Annotated in this window: 25 protein-coding genes; 7 read left to right on the plus strand and 18 right to left on the minus strand. The window is 70.7% G+C overall.

The features are described from left to right. Positions 1-7: 7 nt before the first annotated feature. The 7 genes from ABD978_RS41270 to ABD978_RS41300 form a co-directional block, all read right to left on the minus strand. Positions 8-784 carry a response regulator gene (locus tag ABD978_RS41270; RefSeq protein ID WP_345366747.1) on the minus strand — a complete coding sequence of 259 codons (777 nt, stop codon included), beginning with the start codon at positions 782-784 and terminating at the stop codon, positions 8-10. Between the two features lie 446 nt (positions 785-1230). Beyond that, positions 1231-1587: an STAS domain-containing protein gene (locus ABD978_RS41275; RefSeq protein ID WP_345366749.1), complete on the minus strand. Its 357-nt coding sequence runs from the start codon at positions 1585-1587 to the stop codon at positions 1231-1233. A gap of 37 nt (positions 1588-1624) precedes the next feature. Beyond that, on the minus strand, positions 1625-2002 hold the full coding sequence (locus ABD978_RS41280; protein WP_345366751.1) for an ATP-binding protein: 378 nt from the start codon (positions 2000-2002) through the stop codon (positions 1625-1627). 491 nt (positions 2003-2493) lie between these two features. Beyond that, positions 2494-3606 carry an FHA domain-containing protein gene (locus ABD978_RS41285; RefSeq protein WP_345366753.1) on the minus strand — a complete coding sequence of 371 codons (1113 nt, stop codon included), beginning with the start codon at positions 3604-3606 and terminating at the stop codon, positions 2494-2496. After that, positions 3594-4268 (minus strand): 4Fe-4S single cluster domain-containing protein, encoded by a 675-nt coding sequence (locus ABD978_RS41290; protein WP_345366755.1) that lies wholly within the window; start codon positions 4266-4268, stop codon positions 3594-3596. Before ABD978_RS41290 ends, ABD978_RS41285 begins: the two co-directional genes overlap by 13 nt. Beyond that, positions 4265-6076, minus strand: a complete 1812-nt coding sequence (locus ABD978_RS41295) for an AAA family ATPase (RefSeq protein WP_345366758.1) — start codon at positions 6074-6076, stop codon at positions 4265-4267. The genes ABD978_RS41290 and ABD978_RS41295 overlap by 4 nt, the downstream gene beginning before the upstream one ends. A 97-nt stretch (positions 6077-6173) precedes the next feature. Further along, complete coding sequence (locus ABD978_RS41300; protein WP_345366760.1) at positions 6174-6731, minus strand: hypothetical protein; 558 nt, start codon at positions 6729-6731, stop codon at positions 6174-6176. 177 nt (positions 6732-6908) lie between these two features. Between ABD978_RS41300 and ABD978_RS41305 the strand changes: the two genes are divergently transcribed. From ABD978_RS41305 to ABD978_RS41325, 5 genes are all read left to right on the plus strand, one after another. Next, positions 6909-7607: a hypothetical protein gene (locus ABD978_RS41305; RefSeq protein ID WP_345366762.1), complete on the plus strand. Its 699-nt coding sequence runs from the start codon at positions 6909-6911 to the stop codon at positions 7605-7607. Positions 7608-7698: 91 nt separating this feature from the next. After that, complete coding sequence (locus ABD978_RS41310; RefSeq protein ID WP_345366764.1) at positions 7699-7899, plus strand: hypothetical protein; 201 nt, start codon at positions 7699-7701, stop codon at positions 7897-7899. A 32-nt stretch (positions 7900-7931) separates the two neighbouring features. Continuing rightward, the gene (locus tag ABD978_RS41315) at positions 7932-9242 is read left to right on the plus strand and encodes a flotillin family protein (RefSeq protein ID WP_345366766.1); all 1311 of its coding nucleotides are present in this window, start codon (positions 7932-7934) and stop codon (positions 9240-9242) included. Positions 9243-9355: 113 nt separating this feature from the next. Next, positions 9356-10030 (plus strand): NUDIX hydrolase, encoded by a 675-nt coding sequence (locus ABD978_RS41320; protein ID WP_345366768.1) that lies wholly within the window; start codon positions 9356-9358, stop codon positions 10028-10030. 35 nt (positions 10031-10065) lie between these two features. Then, positions 10066-10371 carry a DUF6401 family natural product biosynthesis protein gene (locus ABD978_RS41325; protein WP_345366770.1) on the plus strand — a complete coding sequence of 102 codons (306 nt, stop codon included), beginning with the start codon at positions 10066-10068 and terminating at the stop codon, positions 10369-10371. Positions 10372-10394: 23 nt separating this feature from the next. Here the strand turns inward: ABD978_RS41325 and ABD978_RS41330 are convergent, their stop codons facing one another. Then, the gene (locus tag ABD978_RS41330; protein WP_345366772.1) at positions 10395-11225 is read right to left on the minus strand and encodes a mechanosensitive ion channel family protein; all 831 of its coding nucleotides are present in this window, start codon (positions 11223-11225) and stop codon (positions 10395-10397) included. A 149-nt stretch (positions 11226-11374) separates the two neighbouring features. Between ABD978_RS41330 and hisC the strand changes: the two genes are divergently transcribed. Next, a complete protein-coding gene (hisC, locus tag ABD978_RS41335) occupies positions 11375-12451 on the plus strand; it encodes a histidinol-phosphate transaminase (RefSeq protein WP_345366774.1) in 1077 nt (358 codons plus the stop codon). On the opposite strand, the gene ABD978_RS41340 is transcribed toward hisC, so the two are convergent. The 5 genes from ABD978_RS41340 to murA all read right to left on the minus strand — a co-directional run bounded on the left by ABD978_RS41340 (position 12436) and on the right by murA (position 19105). Next, positions 12436-13407 (minus strand): EamA family transporter, encoded by a 972-nt coding sequence (locus ABD978_RS41340; RefSeq protein ID WP_345366776.1) that lies wholly within the window; start codon positions 13405-13407, stop codon positions 12436-12438. The genes hisC and ABD978_RS41340 overlap by 16 nt on opposite strands. A gap of 125 nt (positions 13408-13532) precedes the next feature. Continuing rightward, positions 13533-14219 (minus strand): hypothetical protein, encoded by a 687-nt coding sequence (locus tag ABD978_RS41345; protein WP_345366778.1) that lies wholly within the window; start codon positions 14217-14219, stop codon positions 13533-13535. Positions 14220-14222: 3 nt separating this feature from the next. Continuing rightward, a complete protein-coding gene (locus tag ABD978_RS41350) occupies positions 14223-15800 on the minus strand; it encodes a serine/threonine-protein kinase (RefSeq protein ID WP_345366780.1) in 1578 nt (525 codons plus the stop codon). A 237-nt stretch (positions 15801-16037) separates the two neighbouring features. Beyond that, positions 16038-17321 (minus strand): transcriptional regulator, encoded by a 1284-nt coding sequence (locus tag ABD978_RS41355; RefSeq protein WP_345367432.1) that lies wholly within the window; start codon positions 17319-17321, stop codon positions 16038-16040. A 494-nt stretch (positions 17322-17815) separates the two neighbouring features. Next, entirely contained in the window at positions 17816-19105 is a 1290-nt protein-coding gene (murA, locus tag ABD978_RS41360) for a UDP-N-acetylglucosamine 1-carboxyvinyltransferase (RefSeq protein WP_345366782.1), read from the minus strand. A gap of 337 nt (positions 19106-19442) precedes the next feature. Between murA and ABD978_RS41365 the strand changes: the two genes are divergently transcribed. Continuing rightward, entirely contained in the window at positions 19443-19592 is a 150-nt protein-coding gene (locus tag ABD978_RS41365) for a hypothetical protein (protein ID WP_345366784.1), read from the plus strand. On the opposite strand, the gene ABD978_RS41370 is transcribed toward ABD978_RS41365, so the two are convergent. From ABD978_RS41370 to purD, 5 genes are read right to left on the minus strand one after another with little or no spacing between them, the layout of a single operon-like run. After that, positions 19582-20385 (minus strand): MOSC domain-containing protein, encoded by an 804-nt coding sequence (locus tag ABD978_RS41370; RefSeq protein ID WP_345366786.1) that lies wholly within the window; start codon positions 20383-20385, stop codon positions 19582-19584. The genes ABD978_RS41365 and ABD978_RS41370 overlap by 11 nt on opposite strands. A 46-nt stretch (positions 20386-20431) precedes the next feature. Continuing rightward, positions 20432-21742, minus strand: coding sequence for an adenylosuccinate lyase (gene purB, locus ABD978_RS41375; RefSeq protein ID WP_345366788.1), 1311 nt, complete (start codon positions 21740-21742; stop codon positions 20432-20434). Positions 21743-21761: 19 nt separating this feature from the next. Continuing rightward, a complete protein-coding gene (locus tag ABD978_RS41380) occupies positions 21762-22940 on the minus strand; it encodes a glycoside hydrolase family 5 protein (protein ID WP_345366790.1) in 1179 nt (392 codons plus the stop codon). A 47-nt stretch (positions 22941-22987) separates the two neighbouring features. Beyond that, positions 22988-24103, minus strand: coding sequence for a low temperature requirement protein A (locus ABD978_RS41385; protein ID WP_345366792.1), 1116 nt, complete (start codon positions 24101-24103; stop codon positions 22988-22990). Positions 24104-24110: 7 nt separating this feature from the next. Next, complete coding sequence (gene purD / locus ABD978_RS41390; RefSeq protein ID WP_345366794.1) at positions 24111-25346, minus strand: phosphoribosylamine--glycine ligase; 1236 nt, start codon at positions 25344-25346, stop codon at positions 24111-24113. Positions 25347-25488 lie beyond the last annotated feature (142 nt).

The following is a 25488-nucleotide window of genomic DNA, read 5'->3' on the forward strand; positions in this document are numbered from 1 at the left end:
CCGAAAGCTATCGACTCACAACTGCTCTCATCACCATGCGGAACAGGTCCTGCGCCTCAGCGGTGCAGCCTTGGCCGCCGCGTTCCAGTGTTTCCAGCTTGTGATCCAAAGCGTTCGATGAGGTGTAGATGAAGAATGGAGTCTGATTGCCGTGCCGGCGGAGGGCGTCGAGCAGTACGTAGCCCTCTTTTGGGCCTTCGCGGCGGCCCATATCCGAGATGATTGCAGCGAACCGCTGGCTCTCGAGCTTCTCCAATGCGTCATCTGTCGAAAGCGATATGCTCACATCGAGGCCTATGGCTTCGAAGGCGCTGCGTTCGTAGGTGTTGAACTGCGGGTTATCGTCCACCCAGAGCAGATGATGACGCCAGTACGGCGCTTCGGCGATCTGCCCGGTCGTCCGAGTCGACTCCCTGACGGCACTCACGATCGTGCGGATGTCATCTGCCGAGGGGTTCTGGTCTTTCTGCGCGGATGCCACGGCCAGCGACGCGGTCGCCGAGAGTACCTTGACGTAGTTGCTCTCGTCCTTGAAATCGCTTGGAGCGAAGAGCTTATTGCTGTGTCTGCTGACGAGCCAGGCGAAGACGCCCAATATCAATACCGGAAAAATGATCAGAAAGTAGATCAAGGGTAGCCTCTCTCCGCTGGAGAGAGAGCTGGCGAAGGTTGTGACGAGGGCGGCCAGTCCGTAGATTAAGACAATGAACAGCGCAATGATGCCGAGTGGATTGCGCGAGAATCTCAGGGCTCTGTCGGCGAATTCGTCGGTTCCGGGATCCACGGTCCTCCTTGCGGCCGAACGGGCCTTGTATCCTACCTGTAGCACCTTAGCGTACATGGCAGGATAAACGTATCCTTCCTAAGATAAAATTCGCTGGCGGTTTTATCTTGATCTTCCGCTATGTGTGGTGGGTGCTCCCGGATGCCATACCGAAAGCTCGGAGAAGCCGGCTCGGCGGGGCGGAATTTCCCGGAATGGCGGCCTGCGGGCGGCCCTTTTTCGAGTCTTCGGCGTGCGTTGCAGGGCCGCGGTCCTGGCGACCGCCGCGTCGGCTCCTCTTGGGCCGTCGCCGCCGCGGCGCCGGCCTACGCGACCGGTTCGTGCGGAGGCTGCGTGGCCGGTGGCGGGGCGCGTGTCGGTCGGCGGGGGCGCAGCTCGGGCGCGAGGGAGCCTTAGGGCCTGTCTCAAAGCCCCGCTGTCCTACTGCGCGGCGCCCAGGCGTCGTCTCAGGTGCGGCTCTCGGTGTCGGCCAGGGCGGCGGCGACGTCGTCGTACATGGGGAGGCGCTGGGCCAGGCCGGTTATCCACAGGACGCGAGCGGTGCGGTACTGGGCGCCGGCCAGGGCGAGGAAGCCGCCTTCGCCGGCGGTCAGGCGCTTCCAGTAGGAGACGACCGTGCTGAGCGCGCTGGTGTCCATGAAGTCCAGGCCGGTCAGGTCGAGGATGATCTTGCCGCCGTGTTCCTTGATGGTCTTGTCCAGGAACGTGACGAGCTCAGCCCGGCTGATGATGTCCAACTCGCCACTGATACGCAGGACGGTGCGATCGCCATGCCGGCTGGAGGATAGTTCGAGCGCTGCCATGGTGCCCCCCTCGGCCTTGGAGGACCCACGGTACCGGTCAGATGTACCGCGCTGTCGGAGAGAGTTCCAATCGTACGACGGTGCCGCTGATTCCCGTACTGATGTGGACGGCCGAGCAGATCTGGCGGGCGACCCAGATGCCCATGCCGCCCTCGGCCTCCGGTGGAGGCGGGCTGCCGCCGGGGTCGGCGAGGAGCGTCCAGGTGCCGCTGTCGTGGATCTCCGCGATGACGCGGCCGTTCTCGGTCCACATGTGCAGCTCGGCGTGGGACGACCCGTGTCGTACGGCGTTCGTGGCGATCTCGTTGACGGCGATCACCAGGTCGCCGAGCAGGTCTTCGTCGACCTTGTATCGGCGGGCGTGCTCCTCGGTGAAGCGACGCACGCCTGGCAGCTGTTCCGCCGTGAACTTCATCTCGTTCATGGGGCCGGCCGAATCGTTCGGTGGTGGCTGCCAGGACTGCGTTATGGAGTGCCTGGCCACCATAACGAGCCCTCGCATGTCTGTCTCACCGTGCCCCTCATTCGAGGTCATACTCATCCGTGCCACCACGACTCAGCTCTTGCCCCGTGTCGTATACCCATTTGGCGAGCTTTGGTGCACGCCGCATTGTCGGGACTTCTCGGGGGGAGGGGTGATCGTCGTGAGCGTGACGGCAGGGGCGGGCCGGCCGGTCGAGCCCCGGGCCGGTGTCTTCGTTCACGGCGGTGGCCTCTACTGAGAGGCGTACTGGGCGCTGTGCGGCGCGCTCGCGGCCCTCAGGGACCTCCGCGCGGATGATCCGGCCGATCTCGCCGGGACGCGGATGAACGCGCGGGGACGGCCGTCGTGGGGACGGCCGGCGGCCGATCCACGCCGGCCCGGCCCCGGAGATCCGGGACCGGGCCGACACGGACGAGACCACCTCAGCGGCCGAACCTGACCTGGCCGCGCGCGTCGGCGGCGAGCCGTATGGAGTCGCCGTCCCGTATCGGCGCCTGTTCGCCCGGTCCCAGCCGTCGGTCGTTGACGAAGGTGCCGTTCGTGGAGCGCTCGTCGCGCACCCATGCCTGGCCGCTGCCGTCGAGGCCGACCACCGCGTGGCGCCGGGACACGTTGTCGAACCGGGAGAACGTGCCGGAGACCGGCGACTGCACCGGGTCCCGGCCGAGGACGAGCTCCTGTCCGGCGCCGACCTGCACCTCGCCCGAGGAGAACTGGATGAAGATCGTGATCTGCTGCGGGCCGGGGCCGCCGCCCTGGTCGTGCAGCGGGCGCAGGCAGGAGACGCAGACCGGGTTGCCGACGTCGGGGATGTCGGCGCCGCAGTGCGGGCAGAACGGCGTGAACGAGGCCGTCGACTCGCCGCCGGTCATGGTCGGCTCGCGCGGCGGCGGCGGCACGTGCGGCGCGCCGGGGCCGCCGTATCCGCCCCCGTACCCCTGCTGCTGCGGCGGGGCGTACTGCTGCTGCCCGCCGTAGGGCTGCTGCTGGTCCTGCTGCTGGTGGCCGCCGTACGGGGACGGGTCCTGCTGCGGCGCGCCGTACCCGCCGGGCTGGTTCTGCGGCGACGGGTACTGGTTGCCCCGCTGCTGGTCCTGCGGCGCGCCGTAGGACTGCTGCGCGCCGCCGTACGGAGACGGGTCGTACTGCTGCTGCTGCCCGCCGTAGGGCTGCTGCTGGTCCTGTTGCGGCTGACCGTACTGCTGCTGGTCCTGCGGGGCGCCGTAGGACTGCGGCTGCTGGTCCTGGCCGTACGGGGACTGCTGCGGCGCGCCGTACGGCTGCTGCTGGTAGTCCTGCTGCGGCTGGCCGTACTGCTGCGGCGGCGCGCCGTAGGGCTGCTGCTGGTCCTGTTGCGGCTGGCCGTACTGCTGCTGCTGGTACGGCGCCTGCCCCTGGTCCTGCGGCGGGTAACCGCCGGGCTGCTGGGGCGCCGGGGGTGCATCCCGCCGGGCCAGGTTCGCTCCGCAGTTGATGCAGATGAGATCCCCTTGCCGTACCGGAGCGGCACAGACCGGGCATGTCAGGGGCGCCATGAAACCTCCCCGGCGTGTACCCCGGAGAGCGAGAGGCGCTCCGTCAGCCGCTCCATGTCGCCCCTCCGAGGAATCCCGATGTAGTAGATACGGTTGTCTTCCACCGAAACCTGCATATGGGGGGTTTCTTCGCCCCTCGCGTCACCATAGCGTTTCCTGCCAAGGTCGCTGACGGTGATGAGCTGTTGGTTCGACGATCCACGCCAGCGAAGCCCCCGATCTGCCTGGTTCAGGCGTTCAATGTACGGTCCCGCGACCACCGCATCACACAACTCGAGGAGTTCGCGGCTGCGGGCGGATCGGCGAAGTCGTGACGCGGCGTATCCGCTGTACACCAGAATGTCGATCTCGGGCGACGCCCAGGCGCGAATGCCGAGCAAAAGCGCGCGCAGCGCCTCCGGCTGCTGGAAGGGCTCGCCCCCCGAGATGGTGACGCCTTCCACACCGGTCAGCGACCGCAACCAGCCCAGAACCGTGGCCACCGGGATGGCCGTGCGCGGATCGGCCGCCCAGGTGTCACGGGACAGGCAGCCGGGACAGTGGATCGTGCAGCCCTGGGTCCAGATGCCCGCCCGGCGGCCGGGTCCCAGGGTGGTGACCGGGAAATGCGCCTTGGCCAACAGCAGTGTCCGCTCCTGGCCACCCGCCTCGTCGGTGATCACCGCAGGTCCAGCCGGACGATGCTGCCGTCGCGGTGCACGCCCGAGACCGTCACGTCGGTGGCCGGCCCCAGGTCGAACAGCGCGCGGGCCAGCGGGTTGATGAAGTAGGACTCCAGGGCCATGCCGATGCCCCGGCCGCCCTTGTCGAGCTCGCTCGTGCACCAGGCGCGCAGGGTCGCGGTCACCTCGTCCGAGAGCCGGAGCTTCATGTGGTGTTCATCACTCACGCGCCGGCAGATGTTGGCCAGCTGCAGATCGAAGATCGTGTTCGCCGCCTCGGGGCCGATGAAGTCGAAGATCACGATGTTGTCGCCGAAGCGGTTGAGCAGCTCCGGGCGGTTCAGTGCGGTGGTGAAGTGATCGGTGATCGCGCTGCGCACCTGGGCCTCCAGGTCCTCGTACGGCATGCCGGGCGTGATGCCGCGGGTGCCGAGGTTGGAGGTGAAGACGAGGACCGACTCGGAGAAGAACGCGGTGTTGCCGCGGCCGTCGGTGAGCCGCCCGTCCTCCAGGATCTGCAGGAACTTGTCGAGGATGCGCGGATGGGCCTTCTCGATCTCGTCGAACAGGATCACGCGGAACGGGTCCTGGCGGACCGCGTTGGTCAGCTCGCCGCCGGCCTCGAAGCCGACGTAGCCCGGCGGCGAGCCGATGAGCCGGTCCCCGGCGTGCTCGGCGGAGAACTCGCTCATGTCGAAGCGGAGGTAGGCGTCCTCGTTGCCGAACACCAGCGAGGTGATGGCCTTGGCCAGCTCGGTCTTGCCGACGCCGGTCGGCCCGGCGAAGAACAGCACGCCGCGCGGGCGGCTTGAGGCGCGGGCGGCCTGCGCGCCCGACAGGCCCAGGACCGCGCGCTTGAGGATGTCCAGGGTCTTGGTGACCGCCTGCGGCTGCCCGACGACGCGGGACGGCACCCGCTCCTCCCCCTCGACGATGCGCCGGCGCAGGTGCTCGCGCTTCCAGGGGTTGTCCAGCACACCCAGCTTGTACGTGCGGACGGCGTCGGGCAGGTCCTGCAGCGGGACGTCGCGCTCCTTGGCGAGCCGGGTGATCTCGATCATCGCCTGGAGCGTGAGGCCCTCCGCCTCCTGGGCGAAGTCGTCGGTGACGTCGACGCCGGCGTCGGTCGCCTCGAACGCGCGGGCCAGCAGCCGCGCGGTCTGCTGCCGGTCGCCGAGGTGGGGCCGCGGGATGGCGATCTCGCGGACCGCGTCGTTGTCGGCGGTGAACCACGGCGGAAGGTCGCCGGGGCGTCCGGCCAGCCAGATGACCGGGTTGTACAGCGGTTTCGGCCGGTCGCCGTCGCCGCGCACCGGCAGCGCGGTCCGGGCCAGCTTCTCGCAGAACACGAAGAAGTCGCGCTCGGCGGGCTCGAGGTCGGTCGGACTGCGCGCGATCCGGGAGGCGTAGTCGATGACGAACGCGGCGCGGACCTGCCGGGTCGGGCGGGCCAGCGCGCTGAGGTACGTGCGGAGGCCCTCGAGGGAGGGGGCCTTCCGCTCGTCGACGCGGCTGCCGAAGAGGCTCGCCGCGGCGTCGGCGGCGGCCTTGTCGTCGGCGGGGTGGACGCGCAGCCCGTCGACGCGATCGTAGACGATCATGAAGGAGTAGCCGCTGCGGCGCAGCGCCTCCCAGAGCAGCTCGCGCAGCGGGAACAACCGGCCCTCGTCGGGGACGAGGAAGCTGTCGTGCAGGTTGCCCCACAGCACGTACTGCGCGTGGACGGACAGGGTGGCGTCCAGCTCGCGGACGAACGCGGGCCAGCTCGCCAGTCGTGTGTCCCCCGAAGGGCCCGGCTGCGTTGTCACCCGCCGAGCCTAACCCGTGTCCGGCCCGTCTACCGGAGGGTGACGACCGCGTGGCCCATGACGGCGGGAACCACGGGGTCGTCACCGGACGGCCGTCTCAGCCGCCGACCGCGCTCGCCGGCGGCGCCTTGTCCTGGAAACCGGCGCCCGCGCCGGCGGCGTCCTTGTGGAAGCCGGCGATCCCGCTTTCGGCCGAGCCGATCGCCGTGGGGTCGGCCTGCCCGCCCTTGAACTTGCCGTGCAGGTCCTTCATCGACGCGCTGAGCTTGTCGATCGGCCCGATGAGCGTCTTGCACAGGGTCGGGTCGGCCTGCGCGTTCGCCCTGGCCCGCCGGAGCTGGTCGAAGGCGAAGATCGCGGCCGCGGCCGCCTTGACGATCGTCCGCTTCCGCTTGGGAGCGCCGCTGTTGAAGGCGCCCTCCCGGAACGGCCGGTAGATGTAGCGCCGGAACGTGCCCGCCGCCAGGCCGGCGTTGGCGAGGAACCGCGTCTTGACGAAATGCCTCTCCCTCTTGGTCGGGCAGGCCGCCGGGGTGGCGGTCTGCTCCTGGGCGCCCGCAGCGCCCGGGGTCGCCGCCGGCGCGCCGGCGGCCGGGGGCTGTGCCTCCGGCCGGCTCTTGGTCCCGCCGCCGCACCCGGACAGGGCGAGCAGCATTATCGAAATGATGACGAACGATTTGCGGAGCATTCGTTTCCCCCGAATAGCCCACTGAGTCGGACAATGTGGATGCGCCCTCGGCATCACACTTCCTTTTTACCGTGCATGTGGCGGCGGCGGTGAATCGCGGGCGTTCGATGGACCGAGTCGGTAAGTGCGATATCGTCATTCGATGTGACAACCCGTAGCTTCTACGCCATCGTTTTGCTGCTCTTGGCCGCGGCCGGCTGTGGCCAGGACAGGACGCCCGCGCCGACGGCCACGGCGCCGACGGGGCCGCCCACCTCGGAGGCGTACAACGCCGACCAGTTGACTCAGGCGCTGCTCACCGACATTCCCGGATATGAGCGTTCAGGAGTGCCGCAATCGGGGCAGTACGGTGCGCTCACCGCGGTGCGAAATTCCCTTCAGATGCAACAGGCGGCGAAATTCGACAAACCCGAGTGCGCGTCGTCGACGCGCGCCGTCTCCTCGAATAAGGCGGTCTGGTCCGCGCCGTCCGCGTTCATCGCGTTCGCCAAGGGGCGGGACCAGACCGCCTCGGAGACGCTGATGGCGGTCGGGCCGGCCGTCGCCGCCCAGCAGGTCGGGCTCCGCGTGCCCGCCTCGTGCAAGAGCTTCCGGACGAGGGTCGGCGACCGCTGGCTGACCGGCTCGGTCGTCGAGGCGCGCGGCACGCGCATCGGCGAGGGCTCCCGGAGCGTCGGCGTCGCGACGACGGCGGGCACGACGATGGTGAAGACCTGGTCCGTCGTGCTGCGCTCGCGTGGGTACCTCGCCGCCCTCACCCTGTACGGACCGGGCGCGACCCAGGACGAGGCCGAACGCCTCGCCCAGCAGGCCTACCAGCAGGCCGAGCGCATCCTGCCGTAGGCGGACCGCCCGCCGCCGAACAACCGCGGGCCGGACTCTAGAGGCGGGATCATCGTCGCGGGTAACGTTCCCGTGGAAGAAGGAGGACGCGGTGGTGGGCAGGCAGGGCCGGGTGACCGGCAAGATCGGTCCAGGCCTGGTCGGCGAGGTGATGATCCCGATTCGCGGCGGGGTCGAGGCGTTCTACGCCTACCCGGCGATCCAGGGGGAGGAGATGCCGGTGGGCTCCCTCGTGGTCGTGATGGATTACCACCCACCGCGAACCGTCTACGTCTCTTCTGCGTCTATTTGACGTCATAACCGCACGGCTCCCTAGGAGGAGCGATGCCGATAGTCGCCGTGGCGATCGGTGTGGTCGTCGCCATCATCATCCTGATCATCGTCTTCAAGGCGATCTGGCGGGTCGCGGAGCCCAACGAGGCGTTGATCATCTCCGGTCTCGGCGCCAGAGCGCACAACCGGGACACCGCCGAGAGTCTCGGCTTCAAGATCACTACGGGCAAGGGCACCCTGATCCTCCCCGGCTTCCAGACCTGCCGGCGGCTGTCGCTGGACACCCGGGTCTCCGGGCTCGAGGTCACCTGCGTGACCTCGCAGGGCATCAAGGTGCACGTGCGAGGCGTGGTGATCTACAAGGTCGGGGACGACTTCACGTCCATCGCCAACGCCGCCCGCCGCTTCCTCGACCAGCAGAAGCAGATGGACGACAAGACGCACCAGCTGTTCGCCGGGCACCTGCGCTCCATCGTCGGCAACCTCACGGTCGAGGACCTGCTCCGCGACCGCGACCGGCTCACCAACCAGGTCCGCACCTCCTCCGCCGACGAGATGGGCAAGCTCGGCCTGGTCGTCGACTCGCTGCAGATCCAGGACATCGAGGACGAGGTCGGCTACATCGACAACCTCGGCAAGCCGAACTCCGCCGCCGTCGCCTCGGCCGCCCGTATCGCGCAGGCCCAGCGCAACCAGGAGGCCACCCAGGCGGAGCAGATGGCCGAGCAGGCCAACGCCGCCCAGATCCGTGACACCGAGATCAAGAAGCGCGAATACCAGGGCCAGGTCGACCAGGCCGCGGCCGAGGCCCGGCAGCAGGTCATCCTGAAGGAGACCAAGAACGCCGAACTGGAGGCCGACCGCAGGGAGAAGGCCCTGGAGGCTGAGGTCCGCAAGCCGGCCGACGCGAAGGCGTACGAGCGGGTCACCCTCGCCGAGGCCGAGCGGCAGGCGGCGGTGGCCAAGGCCCGGGCCGAGGCGGAGTCCACCAAGATGACCGGCCAGGCCGAGGCCGAGGCGACCCGGGTGAAGGGTCTCGCCGAGGCGGAGGCGATCAAGGCCAGGGCCGACGCGCTCGCGGAGAACCAGGAGGCGGTCATCGCCCAGCAGCTCGCCGAGAACTGGCCCGAGATCGTCGCGGCCGGCGCGAAGGTCTTCGGCAACGTCGACAACATGGTCGTGCTCAACGGGGCGGAGGGCGTCGAGGACATGCTCGCCAAGGCGCTCACCCTCGGCGGCACCGGCCTCGGCGTCGCCCGCCAACTGCTCGCGTCGATGAACAACGGGCAGCAGGACCTCGCCGTCCGCAACGGCAGGCCGGCCGCGCCGGACAAGGCCGTCGACGCCGGCGGCGCCGCCTGACCGACGGGGCCGCCGAGGTCGCATGGAACGGCCCGCCGAGGCCGCATGAGACGAAGGTCCGGAGCCCTCGCTCCGGGCCTTCGGAGGCCGTGCGGCCCGATAGCGTACGGGGTATGACCGACGCGCGGGTTGCCGTCACCGTCGATCTCGTCGTCCTCACGGTTCGCGAGCATCGGCTCTCCGCGCTCGTCTGGCGCCGTGACCGGCCGCCGTACGCCGGGGCCTGGTCGCTGCCCGGCGGTTTCGTCCAGCTCGACGAGGACCTGCCCGTCGCGGCCCAGCGGTTGATGGCCGAGCGGGCGGGCCTGGCCGGGGTGCGCGTGCACCTGGAGCAGTTGGCGACGTACGGCTATCCGGACCGCGACCCGCGCCAGCGGGTGGTCAGCGTGGCCTACCTCGGGCTCGCCCCGGATCTTCCCGCCTCCAGCCGGGCGCAGGTGCTGTGGGACCCGGTCGACGACCTGACCGAGCGCGACAAGGCGGCGTTCGACCACCGCCGCATCCTCCTCGACGGCGTCGAGCGCGCCCGCGCCAAGCTGGAGTACTCCCCCCTCGCCGCGGCGTTCTGCCCGCCGGAGTTCACCGTCGCGGAGTTGCGGCGGGTGTACGAGATCGTGTGGGGCACGCCGCTCGATCCCCGGAACTTCCATCGGAAGGTGACCAACGCGGAGGGGTTCCTGGTGCCGACGGACCGTACGACGACGCGGGACGGCGGACGGCCCGCCCGGCTGTACCGCCGGGGCAGCGCCGAGTCACTCCACCCGCCGATGATGCGCCCGGCAGGGTGATGGGGCATATGTCCGGTTTTGGTACCTTCCTTGGCATGTCCGAGGACGTTGCACGAGAAGTCGTACGCCAGATGATCGGCGAGGTCGGTGAGGAAGGCGTCGCGGCGATGGGGCGGATGCCGGGCCTCGCCGCCGCCGTCGACCAGCACGCGGCGGCGATCCGCGACATCGTCGCGGGGTCGGGCCAGGAGCTCACCCTGCGCGTCCTCCGGGAATACCTCGAAGGCTTCACCGACGCCGCCATCGAGCGGGGCTGGTGGCCGGACGAGGAGTTCGACTGGGAGACGATCCGGGTGGTCGCCGTCTGCTCGCTCATCCAGGAGCTTCAGGAACTCCGTTAGCTCCCCGGCCGTACCGCGGATCTCTAGGGTCTGTCGTGGGACCCCGGCGGTGCGCCGGGCGTCTCGTGTGGCGGCGGCGTCCCGGTCGCCGTTCCGGCGGGCTCGTGCCGTTGTTCGGTCGGCGTCCCGGCGCCTCGTGCGGCGTCCTCGCGGCCGCGTGCGTACGCGCCGGTCCGGGCCGACCTCGCCTCGGTCTCCGCCCGCGTCAGCCACTGCTCCCAGCGCTGCTGCATCGGCCGGATCATCCCGCCGCCCAGGCCGATGGCGAGGATGGCGCCGATCGTGGCCAGAACGGTGATGAGCACCGGCTCGGTGACGGTCGTGGCGATGCCCACCTGGTTGAGGGCGGCGATGACGCCCAGGGCGATGATGAAGATCGAGGTCAGATTCGCCAGGAGGCGGCCGTACGACAGCCCGCCGAGCGCGCCGCCGAGGAGGTCGCGGACCCCGTGCGCGATGGCCGAGGCAAGGATCACGATGATGACGGCGACCGCCAGCTTGGGCAGCCAGGCCACGATGGAGCGCAGCACGTTGCTGACCGGGTTCGGCCCGAAGACGCTGAATGCCAGTTCGAGGGCGACCAGCAGGATCGCGTAGTACACCAGCCGCGCCAGGAGGCCGGCCGCGTCGTACCTGCCGCGCCGGAGTGCGTCGGCCACCACGCCTCGCTCGGCGAAGCGGTCGAAGTTCAGCCGCCGCAGGATGGCCGCGACCACACGCTGGATCACCTTCGCGACGATCCAGCCGATGACCAGAATGATGATGAAGACGATGATCTTCGGCACGATCCGCCCCGCGGCGTCCAGCCAGCCTTGCAGGCTCCTGCCGATATCGGTCTGCGCAAGGGTGCTCATGCGATCTCCCCCCCCGATGGCGCGGACACCTTTTGTAACGGTTAATACCCCTATATCGGTTTTCGCACTCTGGCCACCCGTCGGTGGCGACAGTGGCCGGCGCCGCTTCGTAGAGTGGCCCCGTACGTCTCCGTCCCGGGAGGACAAGGGTGTCCGAGCAGCGCAGTCCCCGTTTCCGTTCCGTGCTCGACGACTACGTCGCGTACAAGCCGGGCAAGGTCGCCCGGTCACCGGAGGGCCGGTCGTTCAAGCTCTCGTCGAACGAGTCACCGTACGGGCCGTTGCCCTCGGTGCTCACGGCGATCGGTGAGGCGGGCGGACTCGTCAACCGTTACCCCGACAACGGCTGCGTCGCGCTCATCGAGGCGATCGCCGAGCGGTTCGGCGTCCCGCCGGAGCACGTCGCCGTCGGCTGCGGTTCCGTCGGGGTCGCCCAGATGCTGCTGGAGGCCGTCGGCGAGCCCGGCGTCGAGGTGGTGTACGCCTGGCGGTCCTTCGAGGCCTACCCGACCCTCGCGGACCTGGCCGGCGTGACCTCGGTCCGCGTGCCGCTGACCGAGGAGACCCACGACCTGCGGGCGATGGCCGACGCCATCACCGACCGGACGCGGCTGATCTTCGTCTGCAACCCGAACAACCCGACCGGCACCGTCGTCAAGCGCCCGGAGCTCGAGGCGTTCCTGGACCGGGTGCCGGAGGACTGCCTCGTCGTCCTGGACGAGGCGTACCACGAGTACATCCGGGACCCCGAGGTCCCCGACGGGCTCACCCTGTACGGCGACCGGCCGAACGTCGCCGTCCTGCGCACCTTCTCCAAGGCGTACGGACTGGCGGGCCTGCGGATCGGCTTCATGGTCGCGCACGAGCCCGTCGCCCAGCAGGTTCGTAAGACCTACCTGCCCTTCACGGTGAGCTCCGTCGCCCAGGTGGCCGCCATCGCCTCCCTGCGGGCCGAGGGCGAGCTCCTCGAGCGCGTCGAGGCGACCGTGAAGGAGCGCGAGCGGGTCCGTGACGCGCTGCTCGCCCAGGGCTGGACCGTGCCGCCGACCGAGGCGAACTTCGTGTGGCTGCGGCTCGGGGAGGACACCATGGCGTTCTCCGCCGCCTGCGACGCCGCCGGGGTCAGCGTCCGGCCGTTCCCCGGCGAGGGCGCGCGTGTCTCGATCGGGACGCCGGAGGAGAACGACGCGTTCCTCGCCGTCGCGGAGGCCTACCGCCGCGCCTGAGTCGGGGACTCGACGGCCGGCCCGCCCTCGGAGCCCGGCTCCGGGGGCGCGGCCGTACGGGGACGGCGCTCCGTCGACACGACGAGCCCGACCCCGAGGATGATGACCAGTCCGCCGGCGAGGATCGTCCACGAGGCGTGCTCGCCGGCGAACGCCACGCCGAGCAGCACCGCCACCGCCGGATTGACGTACGCGTACGTCCCGACGAGCGAGATCGGTGCGTTGCCGAGCAGCCAGACGTACGACGTGAAGGCCACGAGCGAGCCGAAAACGATCAGGTAGGCCAGGCCCAGCCAGGACGCCCGCGAGACCTCGCCGACGTGCAGCGCCTCCCCGCGCCCGAACCCGGCGGCGAGCAGGGCGAGCCCGCCCGCGGCCATCTCGTACACGCTGGCGGCGAAGGGGTTCTCCGGCATCGGCAGCCGGGAGGACAGGAACGATCCGATCGACCACGACAGCGACGCGAGCAGGATCACGACCACACCGGTCACGTCGCCCGAGCCGCCGCCGTGCGTGAGGGTCAGCAGCGCCAGCCCGCCGAAGCCGACGAGCACCCCGCCGACGGTCGCCGCCGGCGGCCGGTCGCCCGTGCTCACCCGGAACACCACCAGCCACAGCGGAACGCTCGCGACGAGCAGCGCGGCCAGGCCCGAGGACATGTGCTGCTCGGCGATGCCGACCATGCCGTTGCCGCCGGTCAGCAGCAACAGGCCGATGAGGGCGGCCGTGCCGAGACGGCGCCACGGCACGCGCAGCACGGAGGGGCCCCGCAGGATCGCGAGGACGGCGGCGAGCACGACGGCGGCGACGACGAAGCGGATCCCGGCGCCGATCAGCGGCGGCATCGTCTGGACGACGTAGTGGATGCCGAGGTAGGTCGAGCCCCAGACGACGTAGACGATCGGCAGGGCCACCCAGGTCAACGGCGGACGTGAGTCATGAGTCTGTGTGGTCATGGCTCATTACACGGTAGTGGGTGCGACCTTCTTCGCGCCACGCTCTTTTCCGACCTCGAGCCCACGGAGCCGGCCATTCGGGCATGCGGCGCGAAGAGGCCGTTCACCCGGCGAGACGTCGCGGTTCAGCCGCAGACGTAGTCGAAGGCGCCCGAGGCCCGCAGGCCCGGCCCGCCCGACTGGACGATCTCCAGAGTGGCGACCGCGTGCAGGGTCCCGTCGCCCCTGACCGTCCAGCGCAGCGGGACCTGGACCGAGTGCTGCCCCTTGCGCACGCTCTCGGACAGGACTCCGGAGACCTGGCCGTCGCTGCGCCGCCAGCGGTACCTCACGTCGCCGTACCCGCCGTTGGTCCGGATCGTCCCCACGAGCCGTACGGTCGTGTCGCAGGACTGGACCGAGGTCGGCGCGCTCACGCTCACGCTCGTCACCGTGACGCCGGGACCGCCACGGAGCAGCCACCACACGACCAGGCCGGCGAGCACGGCGACGCCCAGGGTCAGCAGGCCGCCGACGATCCGTCGCCCGAGCCGCCGGCGCCGCCCGGACCCGCTCCACTTCTTCGCGACCTCGGGCGGGACGCCGGGCCCGAACCGCAGCGTCACCCCGTCCCGGGACCGCTCCGGAGCCGCGTACGGCACGACGTCTCCGGGTTCACGGGTGGCCGACGCCAGGGTCTCGTCGGAGTCACGCCGGTTCCCCTCGGAGTCCCGCCAGGCCTCGTCCAGGTCGCGCCATGTCTCGTCCGTGTCGCGCCGGGTCCCGTCCGTGTCGCGCCGGGTCCCGTCCGTGTCGCGTCGGGTCTCGTCCATGTGTCATCCCCCTCCCGTCGCAGGGCACTGTCCGGATCCCTTGGCCGAGAGGCCGCGGGAGGAGGCCACGGCGGTCACCGTGCCGGCGCATCGCTGGACCGACCCGGTGACCTGCACCTGGTGGTCGCCGGGTCCCCGCACGCTCGTCGTGCCGCCGGACCCGGACAGCTCCCCGGAGGAGAAGCTCACCGTGACGTCCACGGTCCCGGGGCCGCTGACCGTCACGGTGACGGTCGCCGTCACCGGATAACCCGCGGCCGCGGCGCCGTCCGGGGCCGAGCCGACGCTGACGCCGTCGACGCGGAGGTCCGTGACCGTCGTGGCGACGCTCGCGCTGGGGGTGGGCTTGGGGACCACGACCACGGGCTTGGTCGGGCCCTCGGCCGGAGCGGTCGTCGTGCCGGGAGAGCCGGTGGTCGGTGTCGTCGTCTCGGACGAGGGTGTCGACCCGGTCGGCGTGGCACTGTCCGACGGCGTCGTGCTCGGCGACGGCGAGGCGGTGTCGCCGGGAGAGGGGCCCGGCTCGGCCACCACGGACGGCGTCGAGGTCGCGGTCGTGCCGGCGCCGAGGCGGTGGTGGGAGCCGGCCAGGACGTACGCCCCGCCACCGCCGGCCAGCAGCGCGCCGACCGCCATCCCGGCCACCACCATGAGACGGCTCTTGCCGAGGCGCGTCAGCGCCAGCGCCGTGCCGCCGGTGGGGATGGGCCGGGCGAGGGGGAACAGGTAGGCCAGCAGGGCGGCGAGGGCCGCCAGGCGGACCCGGCCGCGCTCCTCCCAGCCCGGGCCGTAGCCGGCGATCGCCGCGTCCTCGAGCTCGGCGAGGAACGCCTCGGCCGACGCCGGCCGGTCGGCGAAGTCCTTGGCGAGGCCGCGCGTCACCAGGCCGCGCAGCTCCACCGGGACCCGGTCGACCGGGATCGGGTCGAGGCGGTGCGCGGCGGCCAGCGCCCACAGCCCCTCGACCGGGTAGGGGCGTTCGCCGGTGAGGCATTCGTAGAACACGGCGGTGGCCGCGTACACGTCGGTGGCCGGTCCGACGGTGCCCGTGATCCACTGTTCGGGCGCCATGTAGGCGGGCGTGCCGGAGGCGGTCGCGCGTTCGTCCGCGCGGACCGCGATGCCGAAGTCCGCGAGCCGGCTCTCGCCGTCGTCGCGGACGAGCACGTTGGCGGGTTTGTAGTCCCGGTGGACGACCCCCGCGGCGTGCGCGGCCGCGAGCCCGCGCAGCGAGCCCTTGAGGACGACCAGCGCGGCCTCGGGGCCGGTGGGCCCCTGGGTCTTCAGGACGTCCTTGAGCGTGACACCGTCGACCAGCTCCATCACGAGGGCGGCGGCCGTCGGCGTCTCGACGTACTCGTAGAGGCCGACGACGTGGGGGTCGGTCAGCTCGGCCATCAGCCGCGCCTCCGCCCGGAACCGGTCGAGGAAGTCGGCGTCGGACCTGAGCGCGTCCGACAGGTACTTGATGGCGGCGGGAGTGCCGGTCGCCTCGTGCACGGCGAGGACGACCGTGCCGGAGGCACCCTGCCCGAGGATTCGGACCTGCCGGTATCCGGGGACCGTCCAGTTTCCGTCCATGGCGTTCCTTGGTCTCAAGCGACGGAGAGCGTCGGGGTCCCGACACTACGTATGCGACGTACGCCGCACCTGTCGAGTTGAGAAAAGGCGATGAAGTGGCCGGATTCGGCCATGACCGTAATGATGACTACGAGTCGGAAGTAAAACGCCGTATCGCTCGGGACGGACGCCGCCCGAAGAAATGTTCCGCTTCGGCCGAGGACCGCCCTATATGTCGGGCGGCCCCCGGTCGGCGGATCAGCCGGCCTTCGGCCCGAGCTTCTCGACGATCAGCCGGTACAGCTGGCGGGGACGGCCCGGTTGCGGGGTCCGGTTCGGCGGCAGAGGCCAGGCGAGGCCCTCTTCCACCAGTGTCCGCAGCAGTCGCCGAGCCGTGCGCGGGGTGACGCCGAGCATCTTCCCGGCGTTCTCCGCGTCCACGATGAGCGGCTGCCGGCCGTCGGCACCCTCCTCACCCGGCTGGTCGCCCAGCTTGTCGGCCAGGCGGGCGAGGATCTCCAGGCCCTTGGGCTTGGCCGGCGCCGGAGCGCGGGGCGGGGTGCGCGGGGCGGGCACGAGCGCGCGGCCGTCCCGGTCCAGCGCGAAGCCCTGCGCCCGCTGCGACGTCTGCGAGCGGGCGAGGGCCGCCCGCGCGTGCGTCTCCGCCTCCTGGGCGGTGCGCCCCATGCCGATGCCGACCTCGACCGCCAGCCCCAGCTCCTCCCGGACCCGCTCGACGAACGGCGGGGTGCGGAACCCCTCCGTCGCCGCCGTGATCGAGCCGCGGGTGGCGGTGACCAGGTAGCTGTGGTCGTCGAGCGGCCAGACTGCGGCGCTCATCCGGTGCGCCTCCTGCAGGAGGAGGCGCTGCAGCGACAGCTTCAGCTCCTCGCGCCAGTAGCGCGGCGTGACGCGCCGCGGCGTCTCGCGCAGCGTCGGAACGTCCACGACCACGACGACGAGCTGGGACTCCTCCAGCCGGTGATGGGCGCCCAGCAGCGCCGAGGTCTGCAGCGCGGACCGGATCGCCGCGCCCGTCGGCCGGATGCGCAGCGTCGGCACGCCGGCCAGCTCGAGCCGCTCCGCCGTCGCGTGCACGCAAGTGAGCGCGACACTTGTCGCGCCGCGACGCCACAAACGCTCGTGAAAGGCCGCCAGGGTCCCCGGCCCGGCCGCCTCCTCCCGCAAGTGCACGTGCTCGGTGTTGAGGTTGATCTCGCCGTACGCCTCTTCGACCTCGGCGCGGCTCAGCACGTCGATGCTGACGCGCGACGGCTCGTGGTGCTCGTCGAGTGCGGCGCGCAGGAGCGCGCCCTGCAGCGCGGCGCCGTTCAGCGGGACGAACGTCGCCGGCATCGTGAGGACGCCCGCCTTGCGGGCGAACTCGTACGGGACCGGGCTGGCGAACAGACAGACGTCCACCCCCGACCCGAGCCGTACGACCTTGTCCGCCGCCTCCTGCTCGTCGCGGTACGCCGCCGCGACGAGGCGGCTCGGCACCGGCGTGGGGCCGTGGCCCATGAGCATGACGCGCTCGACCAGATCGTGTGGTCCGACGACGCCGATGGTCAGATCGGGTGTCACCGATCCGCCTCGAGGACCACTCATCTCCGCCCCTCCCGGCGCCGCGGCGCCTTTAGGCGGCTTTCGGCCGGTCCTACCTGCCGCCCGTTCCGTCTCGCGGCCGTCGACCCACGGCCTTCACCCAACGCATGACCCATCACATTGACGCCCCTGTCTGGTCGTCCGCCCCAGCTCCGTGAACTAACACCTCACTGGGCAGATCGCCGGAGGCCCGCGATATGTGACGCGTCTTAGCGAAATCGGTTAAGAGTGCGTCGAAAAACCACTAGTAGAGAGCGTCCGGTGAGGGAAATATTACTAACCGGTTAGGTCAGCGAGGGTCGGAAGGCTTGTGATCATTAAGGTCCAATATGGCACACGCCCCGCCGCGTTCGCCGGTGAATGACGGCCTCGCGTAGGAGAGGGGTCACTGCCGGGATCGCGACGGGGCGTCCGCGCCGTGGAACCAGAGGTCAGGCCAGGCGCTCGATGTCCGCGCCCAGGGCGTTCAGCCGCTCGGCGATGTGCGAGTGGCCGCGGTCCAGGTAATAGCCGTTGGTGATGGTGGTCTCGCCCTCGGCCACGAGGCCGGCCAGCACCAGCGCGCTTCCGGTGCGCAGGTCGTGGGCGACGACCTCGGACCCGCGCAGGGGCGTCGCGCCGTTGACCTTGGCCCGGTTGCCGTTCACCTCGATGTCGGCGCCCATCCGCACCAGCTCGTCGGCCAGCTTGAACCGGCCGTCGAAGATGCGCTCGTAGATGTAGCTCGGGCCGTCGGCGAGGCAGGACACCGCCATGATCGGCGACTGGAGGTCGGTGGCGAAGCCGGGGTACTCGTCGGTGATCACGTTGATGGGCCGCAGCGGCCGGTCCCGGCGGACCCGGAGCACGGCGCCCTCCTCGGAGAACTCCACGCCCATCTGCTCCAGCTTGTCGGCCGCGACGCCGAGGTGCTCGAGCGAGGCGCCGACCAGGCTGATCTCGCCGCCGGTGATGGCGGCCGCCATGACCAGGACGCCCGCGTCGATGCGGTCGGGCATCACCGTGTGCTGGACCGCGGTGAGCTTGTCGACGCCCTCGACGGTGATGAAGCCGGTGCCGCCGCCGGTGATGCGGGCGCCCATCCGCTGCACGAACTGGATGACGTCCAGCACCTCGGGCTCGAGGGCGCAGTTCTTGATCAGTGTGGTGCCCTCGGCCAGCGAGGCGGCCATGATGAGGTTCTCGGTGCCGGTGTGCGACGGCGTGTCCAGGTAGAGCGTGCCGCCCTGCAGCTGGCCGGCCTTGACGTGGATGCTGCCACGGCCGTCGTCGCTCACCTGCTCGGTGACGGTCGCGCCCATGCGCTTGAAACCGTTGTAGTGGAAGTCGAGGTTGCGGCTGCCGAGGTTGCATCCGCCGACGCCCTCGATCACCGCCTCACCGAGTCGGTGCAGCAACGCCGGCACGAACAGGAACGAGCCACGGAACCGCGAGGCGATCTCTTCCGGCAGGACCGGGCTGGTCAGCTTCGACGCGTCGATCACCAGGGTGCGCTCGGCCTCGTGCAGCTCGGCCTTCGCGCCGACCGCCTCGGCCAGCTCGACCGCACGTTTCACGTCCTCGATGATCGGCACGTTCCGCAGGACCGTACGTCCCTCGGCCGCCATCAGGGAGGCGCCGATCATCGGCAGGACGGCGTTCTTGGCGCCCTGGACGAACACGGTGCCGCTCAACTCGGCGCCACCACGCACGCGGTAACGGACCTCGTGGCCCAAGCTCATATCGCCGGTGCTCCTTTGGCTGCGGTGAAGTTAGACTGCCCGCTCGGTCAGGTCGGCGGGTCACGAGTGCCGCGCGTGTGACACGGGCGGCCCCAGTATTCCATCGGGTGCTCCGTGGCATGACCGAAACTTCCGGTCTCGCGTGGTAACCCCGATTCGTTAGATTCGGCGGGCCGCAGGTTTGTTCGGGGTCTCCCGGACCTCAGCGCCGAGGCTTGCCGATGCGTTCAGCGTTTCACTTGTACGAACCTGAGTCCCGAGGATACCCACGTACCGGTGTGGTCCCGGAGGCCCGGTGCGCCACAGGTGTCGCGACCGGCCCGACCAGGGCCCAATCGTGATCGAATCTTTTGGATGGGCCGCGATCGACGAGGCGCCGGCCCGCGTCCACGGAGCCGCCGCATTCGGCACCATCCACAAAGGGGCGCTCGGCGGCCCGGACCCGCTCGACGGCTACGGCGTCCCGGCCGGCGAGGTCATCGGCTGAGCACGGTCACGTCGTCGCCGACGTTGATGGTGCCGAGGGCGCGGGGGACGGCGTTCTGGCCGAAGATGACGCCGCGGTCGCCGTCGGGGAACGTGTGCGTCCGGTAGGTCGCCAGGGTGCGCAGCGGCTCCCGGCCCTTGATGGCGGTCTCCTGGTCGGTGGTCGTGATGACGCAGCGGGCGCAGGGCTTGACCAGCTCCAGCTCGACCTCGCCGATCCGCAGGAACCGCACGGCGTCCTCGCCCCAGGCGCCGAGGCCCTCGAGCACGATGCTGGGCCGGAAGCGGTTCATCGGCAGCGGCTCGGCCAGGCGGGAGTTCAGCTCCGCCAGGGACTCCGCCGAGACGACGAGCAGCGGGAACTCGTCGGCGAACTTGACCGTGCCGCCGCCGATCCCGGTCTCCCGCCGGCCGGTGAACCCCACGAGGCGGCAGTCGCGGCCGAGCGCGGCGGTGAACCAGGCGGCCGCCTCGTCGCCCTGGTCGACGCCCTGGCACGGGTTGCCGTGCACCGTGACGTCCAGGACCGGCCCGTCGGCCGGGACCGCGTGGGCGAGCGGTGCGCTTGGCCCGGTTCCGGTGAACTCCACGGTCAGCTTCACGCCGTCGTACGACGGGCGCAGCAGCGCCATCCGCGGGACCTCCCGCTGTGACAGGTGCCGCCCGTCCGGACGGATCAGCATGAACGCGCGGTCGTGCCGGAACCCCTCCGGGAGCACCTCGGCCCTGGTCAGCGGCGTGCCGCCGGCGCTCTTCACGGGATAGACGTTCAGCTCGCGGACCACGACCGTCATTGGGGGGCTCCCTTCTCTCCCCGCCATGATCGCACTCGGGCCGCCGTCAGCTCAGCGCGGCGAGGCGCTGGAACATCCCGTCGAGGCGCTCGACGTACCGCTCCGGACGGCAGACCTCGTCGAGCCGCGCCTCGTCGAGCGTCAGCCCGGCCGCGGCGGCCTGCGTGCGCAGCGTCTCGCGGAACGGCGTCCCGGTCTCCCAGGTCTCCATCGCGGCCCGCTGGACGAGCGGGTACGCCTCGTCGTCGCGGGACATGCCCGCGTTGACGAGCTCGAGCAGGACGGTGCTCGTGTAGATCAGGCCGCCGGTCGACTCCAGGTTGGCCCGCATCCGCTCGGTGTCGACGACGAGGCCGGTGACCAGGCGGTGCGTCAGGTTGAGCATGTAGTCGAGTCCGATGGAGGCGTCGGGCAGCGCGATCCGCTCGGTGGAGGAGTGCGAGATGTCCCGCTCGTGCCACAGCGGGATGCCCTCCAGGACCGGGGTCACCTGGGCGCGCACGATCCGGGCCATCCCGGCCAGTCGCTCGGAGATGATCGGGTTCTTCTTGTGCGGCATCGCGGAGGAGCCCTTCTGGCCCTTCCCGAACGGCTCCCACAGCTCGCGCACCTCGGTGCGCTGGCCGTGCCGGACCTCCAGAGCGATCGCCTCGCAGACCGTGGCCATGATCGCCAGCGCGGAGACCCACTCGCTGATGCCGTCGCGGATCACCACCTGGGTGGACACGTCCGCGGCCGTCAGCCCGAGCTCGGCCGCGACGTACCGCTCGACGTCCGGGTCGATGTTCGAGTAGGTGCCGACGGCGCCGGAGATCGCGCAGACCCCGACGGCGGCCCGGGCGCGGTGCAGCCGGTCCCGGGAGCGCGCCATCGCGAACGCGAAGTCGGCGACCCGGTGCCCCCAGACGTCGGGCTCGCCGTGGATGCCGTGGGTGCGGCCGACGCGCAGCGTGCCGCGGTGCGCCAGGCCGTGGTCGCGCAACGCCGCGACCAGGTCGTCCGCCTTGGCGAGCAGGATGTCGGTGGCCTCGACGAGCTGCACCGCGAGGGCGGTGTCGAGCAGGTCCGAGGACGTCATGCCGAAGTGCACGTACGCCGCGGCCTCGCGGGGCTTGGTGTTGTCGGCCCACGCGGACAGGAACGCGATCACATCGTGCTGGGTCGTCGCCTCGATCTCGGCGACCCGTTCGGGGGTCGGCGGTGGAGCGGCGCGCACCGGCTCGACGACGTCCGCCGGGACGGTGCCCGCCTTGGCGTGCGCCTCGAGCACCAGGGTCTCGACCCGGCACCACAGCTCGTACTTGTGCGCGTCGCTCCAGACGCGGCCCATCTCCGGAAGGGTGTAGCGCTCGATCACCCTTCCAGTGTCCCAGCCGCTAGAACAGGTAGCTCACCCAGGACCGCCAGTTCTCGTTCGCGTCGACCATGCTGAACGGCCCGTCGCCGTTGTCGGAGGAGTACTCCCACCAGGCGTAGTCGAGGCCCTTGGACTTGTAGAGGGCGACCTTGTCCTTGATGTACTGGTCGTGGCCGGTGGCGCCGCTGCCGATGCCGAACTCCCCGATCCAGACCGGCAGGCTCTCGGCCTTGGCCATGTCGAGCTGGACCTGCAGGTGCGAGGCGAGACCGGCCTTGTTCGCCGCGTTGTAGCCGGTGGTGCCGTCGGAGGGGTTCGGGACCATGCCCAGTCCGGTGGAGTTGGCGTAGCCGCTCGTGTAGCCGCTCGCGGAGGCCCCGTTGTAGTAGTCGTGGACCGACCAGATGAGGTTGCCGCGGTTCGTCGGCGTGAAGGACGAGAACGACGAGGTGGGCACCTTCGAGTCGCCGTAGGACGGCTCCAGCATGATGCTGGTGGTGCCGTCCTTGGCGCGGATCGCGTTGACGAGCTGGGTGTAGTCGGACAGCAGCCGCGCGGACTTGGTGGAAGAGCGGAACGGCTCGTTGACCGGGTCGTACGCCGCGATCGCCGGCTCGTCCTTGTACCGGTTGGCGATGGTCTGCAGGAAGCCCAGGCCGTTCTCGACGACGGCGTCCAGGCCCTCGACGGAGCCGTCGTCCGTGGGCGTCACCTGGGCCCAGTCCGGCACGTGCTCCTGGCCGTCGTTGGCGCCGGACATGTGGACGCAGTCGAGGATGACGTACAGGCCGGCGGCCTTCGCCCTCGTGACCGCCGTGGCGAGGGTGGAGAACGCCGTCTCGTTCCACTCCGCCTCGGTCGGCTGGAACATGTCCCAGAACAGGACCATGCGGACCGCCGTGAAGCCCTTGGCCTTGATCGAGTCGTAGGTCGACTGTCCCCAGGTGTCGGTGTCGTTCGCGTCCCAGACCGGCTGGATGTTCGGGCCGATCAGCAGGTGGGTGGTCCCGGCGGAGTCGACGAACGCGTGCGACGACGTGGCGTGCAGCCGGGTGAGCGAGGCGGCGGCCTGGGCCGTCGCGGCGGAGGTGCGCGCGGTGGCGGCCGGCTCACGGGCCGAGGTTCCGGCGAGAGCGGTGCCGCAAGTACCGGCCGTCATGAGAAGCGTGGCGAGGGCGAGCCCGACTGATCGGCGCATGGACCGTCTTCCCTTCAGGAGGACCAAGATCAACACGGGATCCTAGATCAACTTCTCCGCTCCGTCAGGAGAGCCGCGATGATGATCGAAAAGAGCGCGATGAGCTCCGCCTCGCCGGCCACCAGGGCGCCCAACGGGATCGCGGCCAGGCACGACACCGCCGCGACGAGCCGGATGATCGGGGCGCCGATCCGCAGGGCGCGGCGGAACGCGGCGTCGCCGAGGAGGTACGCGGCGACGCCCGCGCCGAGGGCGATCGACGGTCCCGTGTGCAGGGCCTCCGTCGCGTGGCTCATCGCCTTCTTCACGCCCGCCGCCGCCGCGACGATGCCGATCATCACCGGGATGTGGGCGTAGAAGTAGCCGTTCATGATCGCGCCGGTCCGGCGCGCGTCGTCCATCCGGGTGAGCGCGTGCTCGGCCCGCATGTCGTCCTCGGCGAAGTACGTCCACCAGAGCGCGGCGGCGAGGGCCAGCCCGAGCACCGCCGCGATCGCCGTACGGGTGTCGAGCGGCTCCTCCGACAGGCCGATCCCGATCGCCACCACCGACTCGCCGAGCGTGATGAGGACGAGCAGACCGTGCCGCTCGACGATGTGCGCCGCTCGCAGCGGGAACCGGCCGTTCGGCCGCACGATGTACGGCGTGACGATCGGCACGAGCACCGCCGCGATCCACAGCGCGTACGTCGCCGGACCGGACGTCAGCCCCGCGCCGATCACCAGGACGGCGGCGATCAGGTTGGCGGGCAGCACCCGCAGCATCTCGCGGTTGACCTGGATGTACAGGCCGCCGTGCACGACCACGACCACGAGGTAGCCCAGGCCCCACGCGACACCGCCGCCGTCGAAGGCGCGCGGGGTGGCCAGCGCCATGACGAGGAACCCGGCCATGCCGACCAGCAGCAGGACCCGCCGGAGCGTGGTGGTCGGCGCGACGGTGTTCGTCAGCCAGGCGTACCCGCTGTAGATCCACCACAGGACGCCGAAGAGCACGACCACCCGCAGCAGCCCCACCGGCGACAGCTCGTGGGCGAGCACTCCGGTGAGCTGCGTGATCGTGAAGACGAAGACCAGGTCGAAGAACAGCTCCAGGGTGGTGACCCGGTACGCCTCCTCCGGCGCCTCGGCCGTCACCGCCGAGGCGCCGCCGTGCGGCTCCATCCGCCCGTCAGACCTTGGCGGCGATGTCCGTGCGGTAGTGCGCGCCGCGCAGCCGGATGCGCTCCGCGGCGGTGTACGCCGCCGCGCGGGCGGCGGCCAGGTCCGGACCGGTGCCGACGACGTCGAGCACCCGCCCGCCGCCGGAGACCGGCAGCCCCTCGTGCAGCTTGGTGCCCGCGTGCAGGACGTACGCGCCCTCCACCGCGTCGGCCTCCTCGAGCCCGGCGATGGGGTCGCCGACGGTCGGCTTGCCCGGGTAGTTCTCCGCCGCGATCACGACGGTGACCGCCGCGCCCGGCCGCCACTCCAGCGCCGGGGCGGATCCGAGCCCGCCGACCGCGCACGCCTGCAGCAGCGAGCCGAGCGGCGTCGCCAGCCGGTCCAGGACGACCTGCGTCTCCGGGTCGCCGAACCGGGCGTTGAACTCGATCACCCGGACGCCCTTCGACGTCAGCGCCAGCCCGGCGTACAGCACGCCGGTGTAGGGCGTCTCGCGGCGCCGCAGCTCGTCCACGGTCGGCTGGATGATCGTCTGGACGACCTCGTCGACCAGGCCCGGCGGCGCCCAGGGCAGCGGGGTGTACGCCCCCATGCCGCCGGTGTTGGGGCCCTGGTCGTCGTCGTAGGCGCGCTTGAAATCCTGCGCCGGCAGCAGTGGGACGACCGTGGTGCCGTCGGTCAGCGCGAACAGCGAGACCTCGGGTCCGTCGAGGTACTCCTCGATCACCACCCGCTCGCACTCGGCCGCGTGCCGCTCGGCGACCCCCCGGTCCTCGGTGACGACGACGCCCTTGCCGGCGGCCAGCCCGTCGTCCTTCACGACGTACGGCGGCCCGAACTCGTCGAGCGCGGCGTTGATGCCGTCGGTGCTCTCACAGACCCGGGCGGCGGCGGTCGGGACGCCGGCCGCCGACATGATCTCCTTGGCGAACGCCTTCGAGCCCTCGATCCTCGCCGCCGCGGCGTCGGGGCCGAAGCACAGCAGCCCGGCGCGGCGCAGGGCGTCGCCCACGCCCGCGACCAGCGGCGCCTCGGGGCCGATCACGACGAGCTGCACCATCAGGCGCTGCGCGAGCTCGACCACGGCGACCGGATCGGTGGGGTCCAGGACATGGTTGTCCGCGAGCGCACCGGTGCCGGCGTTGCCGGGGGCACAGTGCAGGGCGGTGACGTCAGGGTCTTGGGCAAGGGAGCGGACCAGCGCGTGTTCGCGCCCGCCCGAGCCGAGAACGAGGACTCGCACGTTCGAAGCCTATCGAGATCCGGAGATCTTCCGGGGTGGGGATGGAAGCGACGACGGCCCGCGGACGTTGATCCCTACAGCGGTGTTTTTTCGGATGTTCCGGGAACCCTGTGAACCGGCGGCCGCCGCCGGGCGTCCTTAT

The sequence above is a fragment of the Actinoallomurus liliacearum genome, assembly GCF_039542035.1.
In the GTDB taxonomy this organism is placed as follows: Bacteria; Actinomycetota; Actinomycetes; order Streptosporangiales; family Streptosporangiaceae; genus Actinoallomurus; species Actinoallomurus liliacearum.

Bases quoted from the DNA above. Each gene is read 5' to 3' on its own strand.
- ABD978_RS41275 (WP_345366749.1), bottom strand. From the start codon at position 1,587: ATGGCAGCGCTCGAACTATCCTCCAGCCGGCATGGCGATCGCACCGTC.
- ABD978_RS41280 (WP_345366751.1), bottom strand. From the start codon at position 2,002: ATGAAGTTCACGGCGGAACAGCTGCCAGGCGTGCGTCGCTTCACCGAG.
- ABD978_RS41285 (WP_345366753.1), bottom strand. From the start codon at position 3,606: ATGGCGCCCCTGACATGCCCGGTCTGTGCCGCTCCGGTACGGCAAGGG.
- ABD978_RS41300 (WP_345366760.1), bottom strand. From the start codon at position 6,731: ATGCTGCTCGCCCTGTCCGGGTGCGGCGGCGGGACCAAGAGCCGGCCG.
- ABD978_RS41315 (WP_345366766.1), top strand. From the start codon at position 7,932: ATGCCGATAGTCGCCGTGGCGATCGGTGTGGTCGTCGCCATCATCATC.
- ABD978_RS41320 (WP_345366768.1), top strand. From the start codon at position 9,356: ATGACCGACGCGCGGGTTGCCGTCACCGTCGATCTCGTCGTCCTCACG.
- ABD978_RS41325 (WP_345366770.1), top strand. From the start codon at position 10,066: ATGTCCGAGGACGTTGCACGAGAAGTCGTACGCCAGATGATCGGCGAG.
- ABD978_RS41330 (WP_345366772.1), bottom strand. From the start codon at position 11,225: ATGAGCACCCTTGCGCAGACCGATATCGGCAGGAGCCTGCAAGGCTGG.
- ABD978_RS41340 (WP_345366776.1), bottom strand. From the start codon at position 13,407: ATGACCACACAGACTCATGACTCACGTCCGCCGTTGACCTGGGTGGCC.
- ABD978_RS41345 (WP_345366778.1), bottom strand. From the start codon at position 14,219: ATGGACGAGACCCGACGCGACACGGACGGGACCCGGCGCGACACGGAC.
- ABD978_RS41350 (WP_345366780.1), bottom strand. From the start codon at position 15,800: ATGGACGGAAACTGGACGGTCCCCGGATACCGGCAGGTCCGAATCCTC.
- murA (WP_345366782.1), bottom strand. From the start codon at position 19,105: ATGAGCTTGGGCCACGAGGTCCGTTACCGCGTGCGTGGTGGCGCCGAG.
- ABD978_RS41370 (WP_345366786.1), bottom strand. From the start codon at position 20,385: ATGACGGTCGTGGTCCGCGAGCTGAACGTCTATCCCGTGAAGAGCGCC.
- ABD978_RS41380 (WP_345366790.1), bottom strand. From the start codon at position 22,940: ATGCGCCGATCAGTCGGGCTCGCCCTCGCCACGCTTCTCATGACGGCC.
- ABD978_RS41385 (WP_345366792.1), bottom strand. From the start codon at position 24,103: ATGGAGCCGCACGGCGGCGCCTCGGCGGTGACGGCCGAGGCGCCGGAG.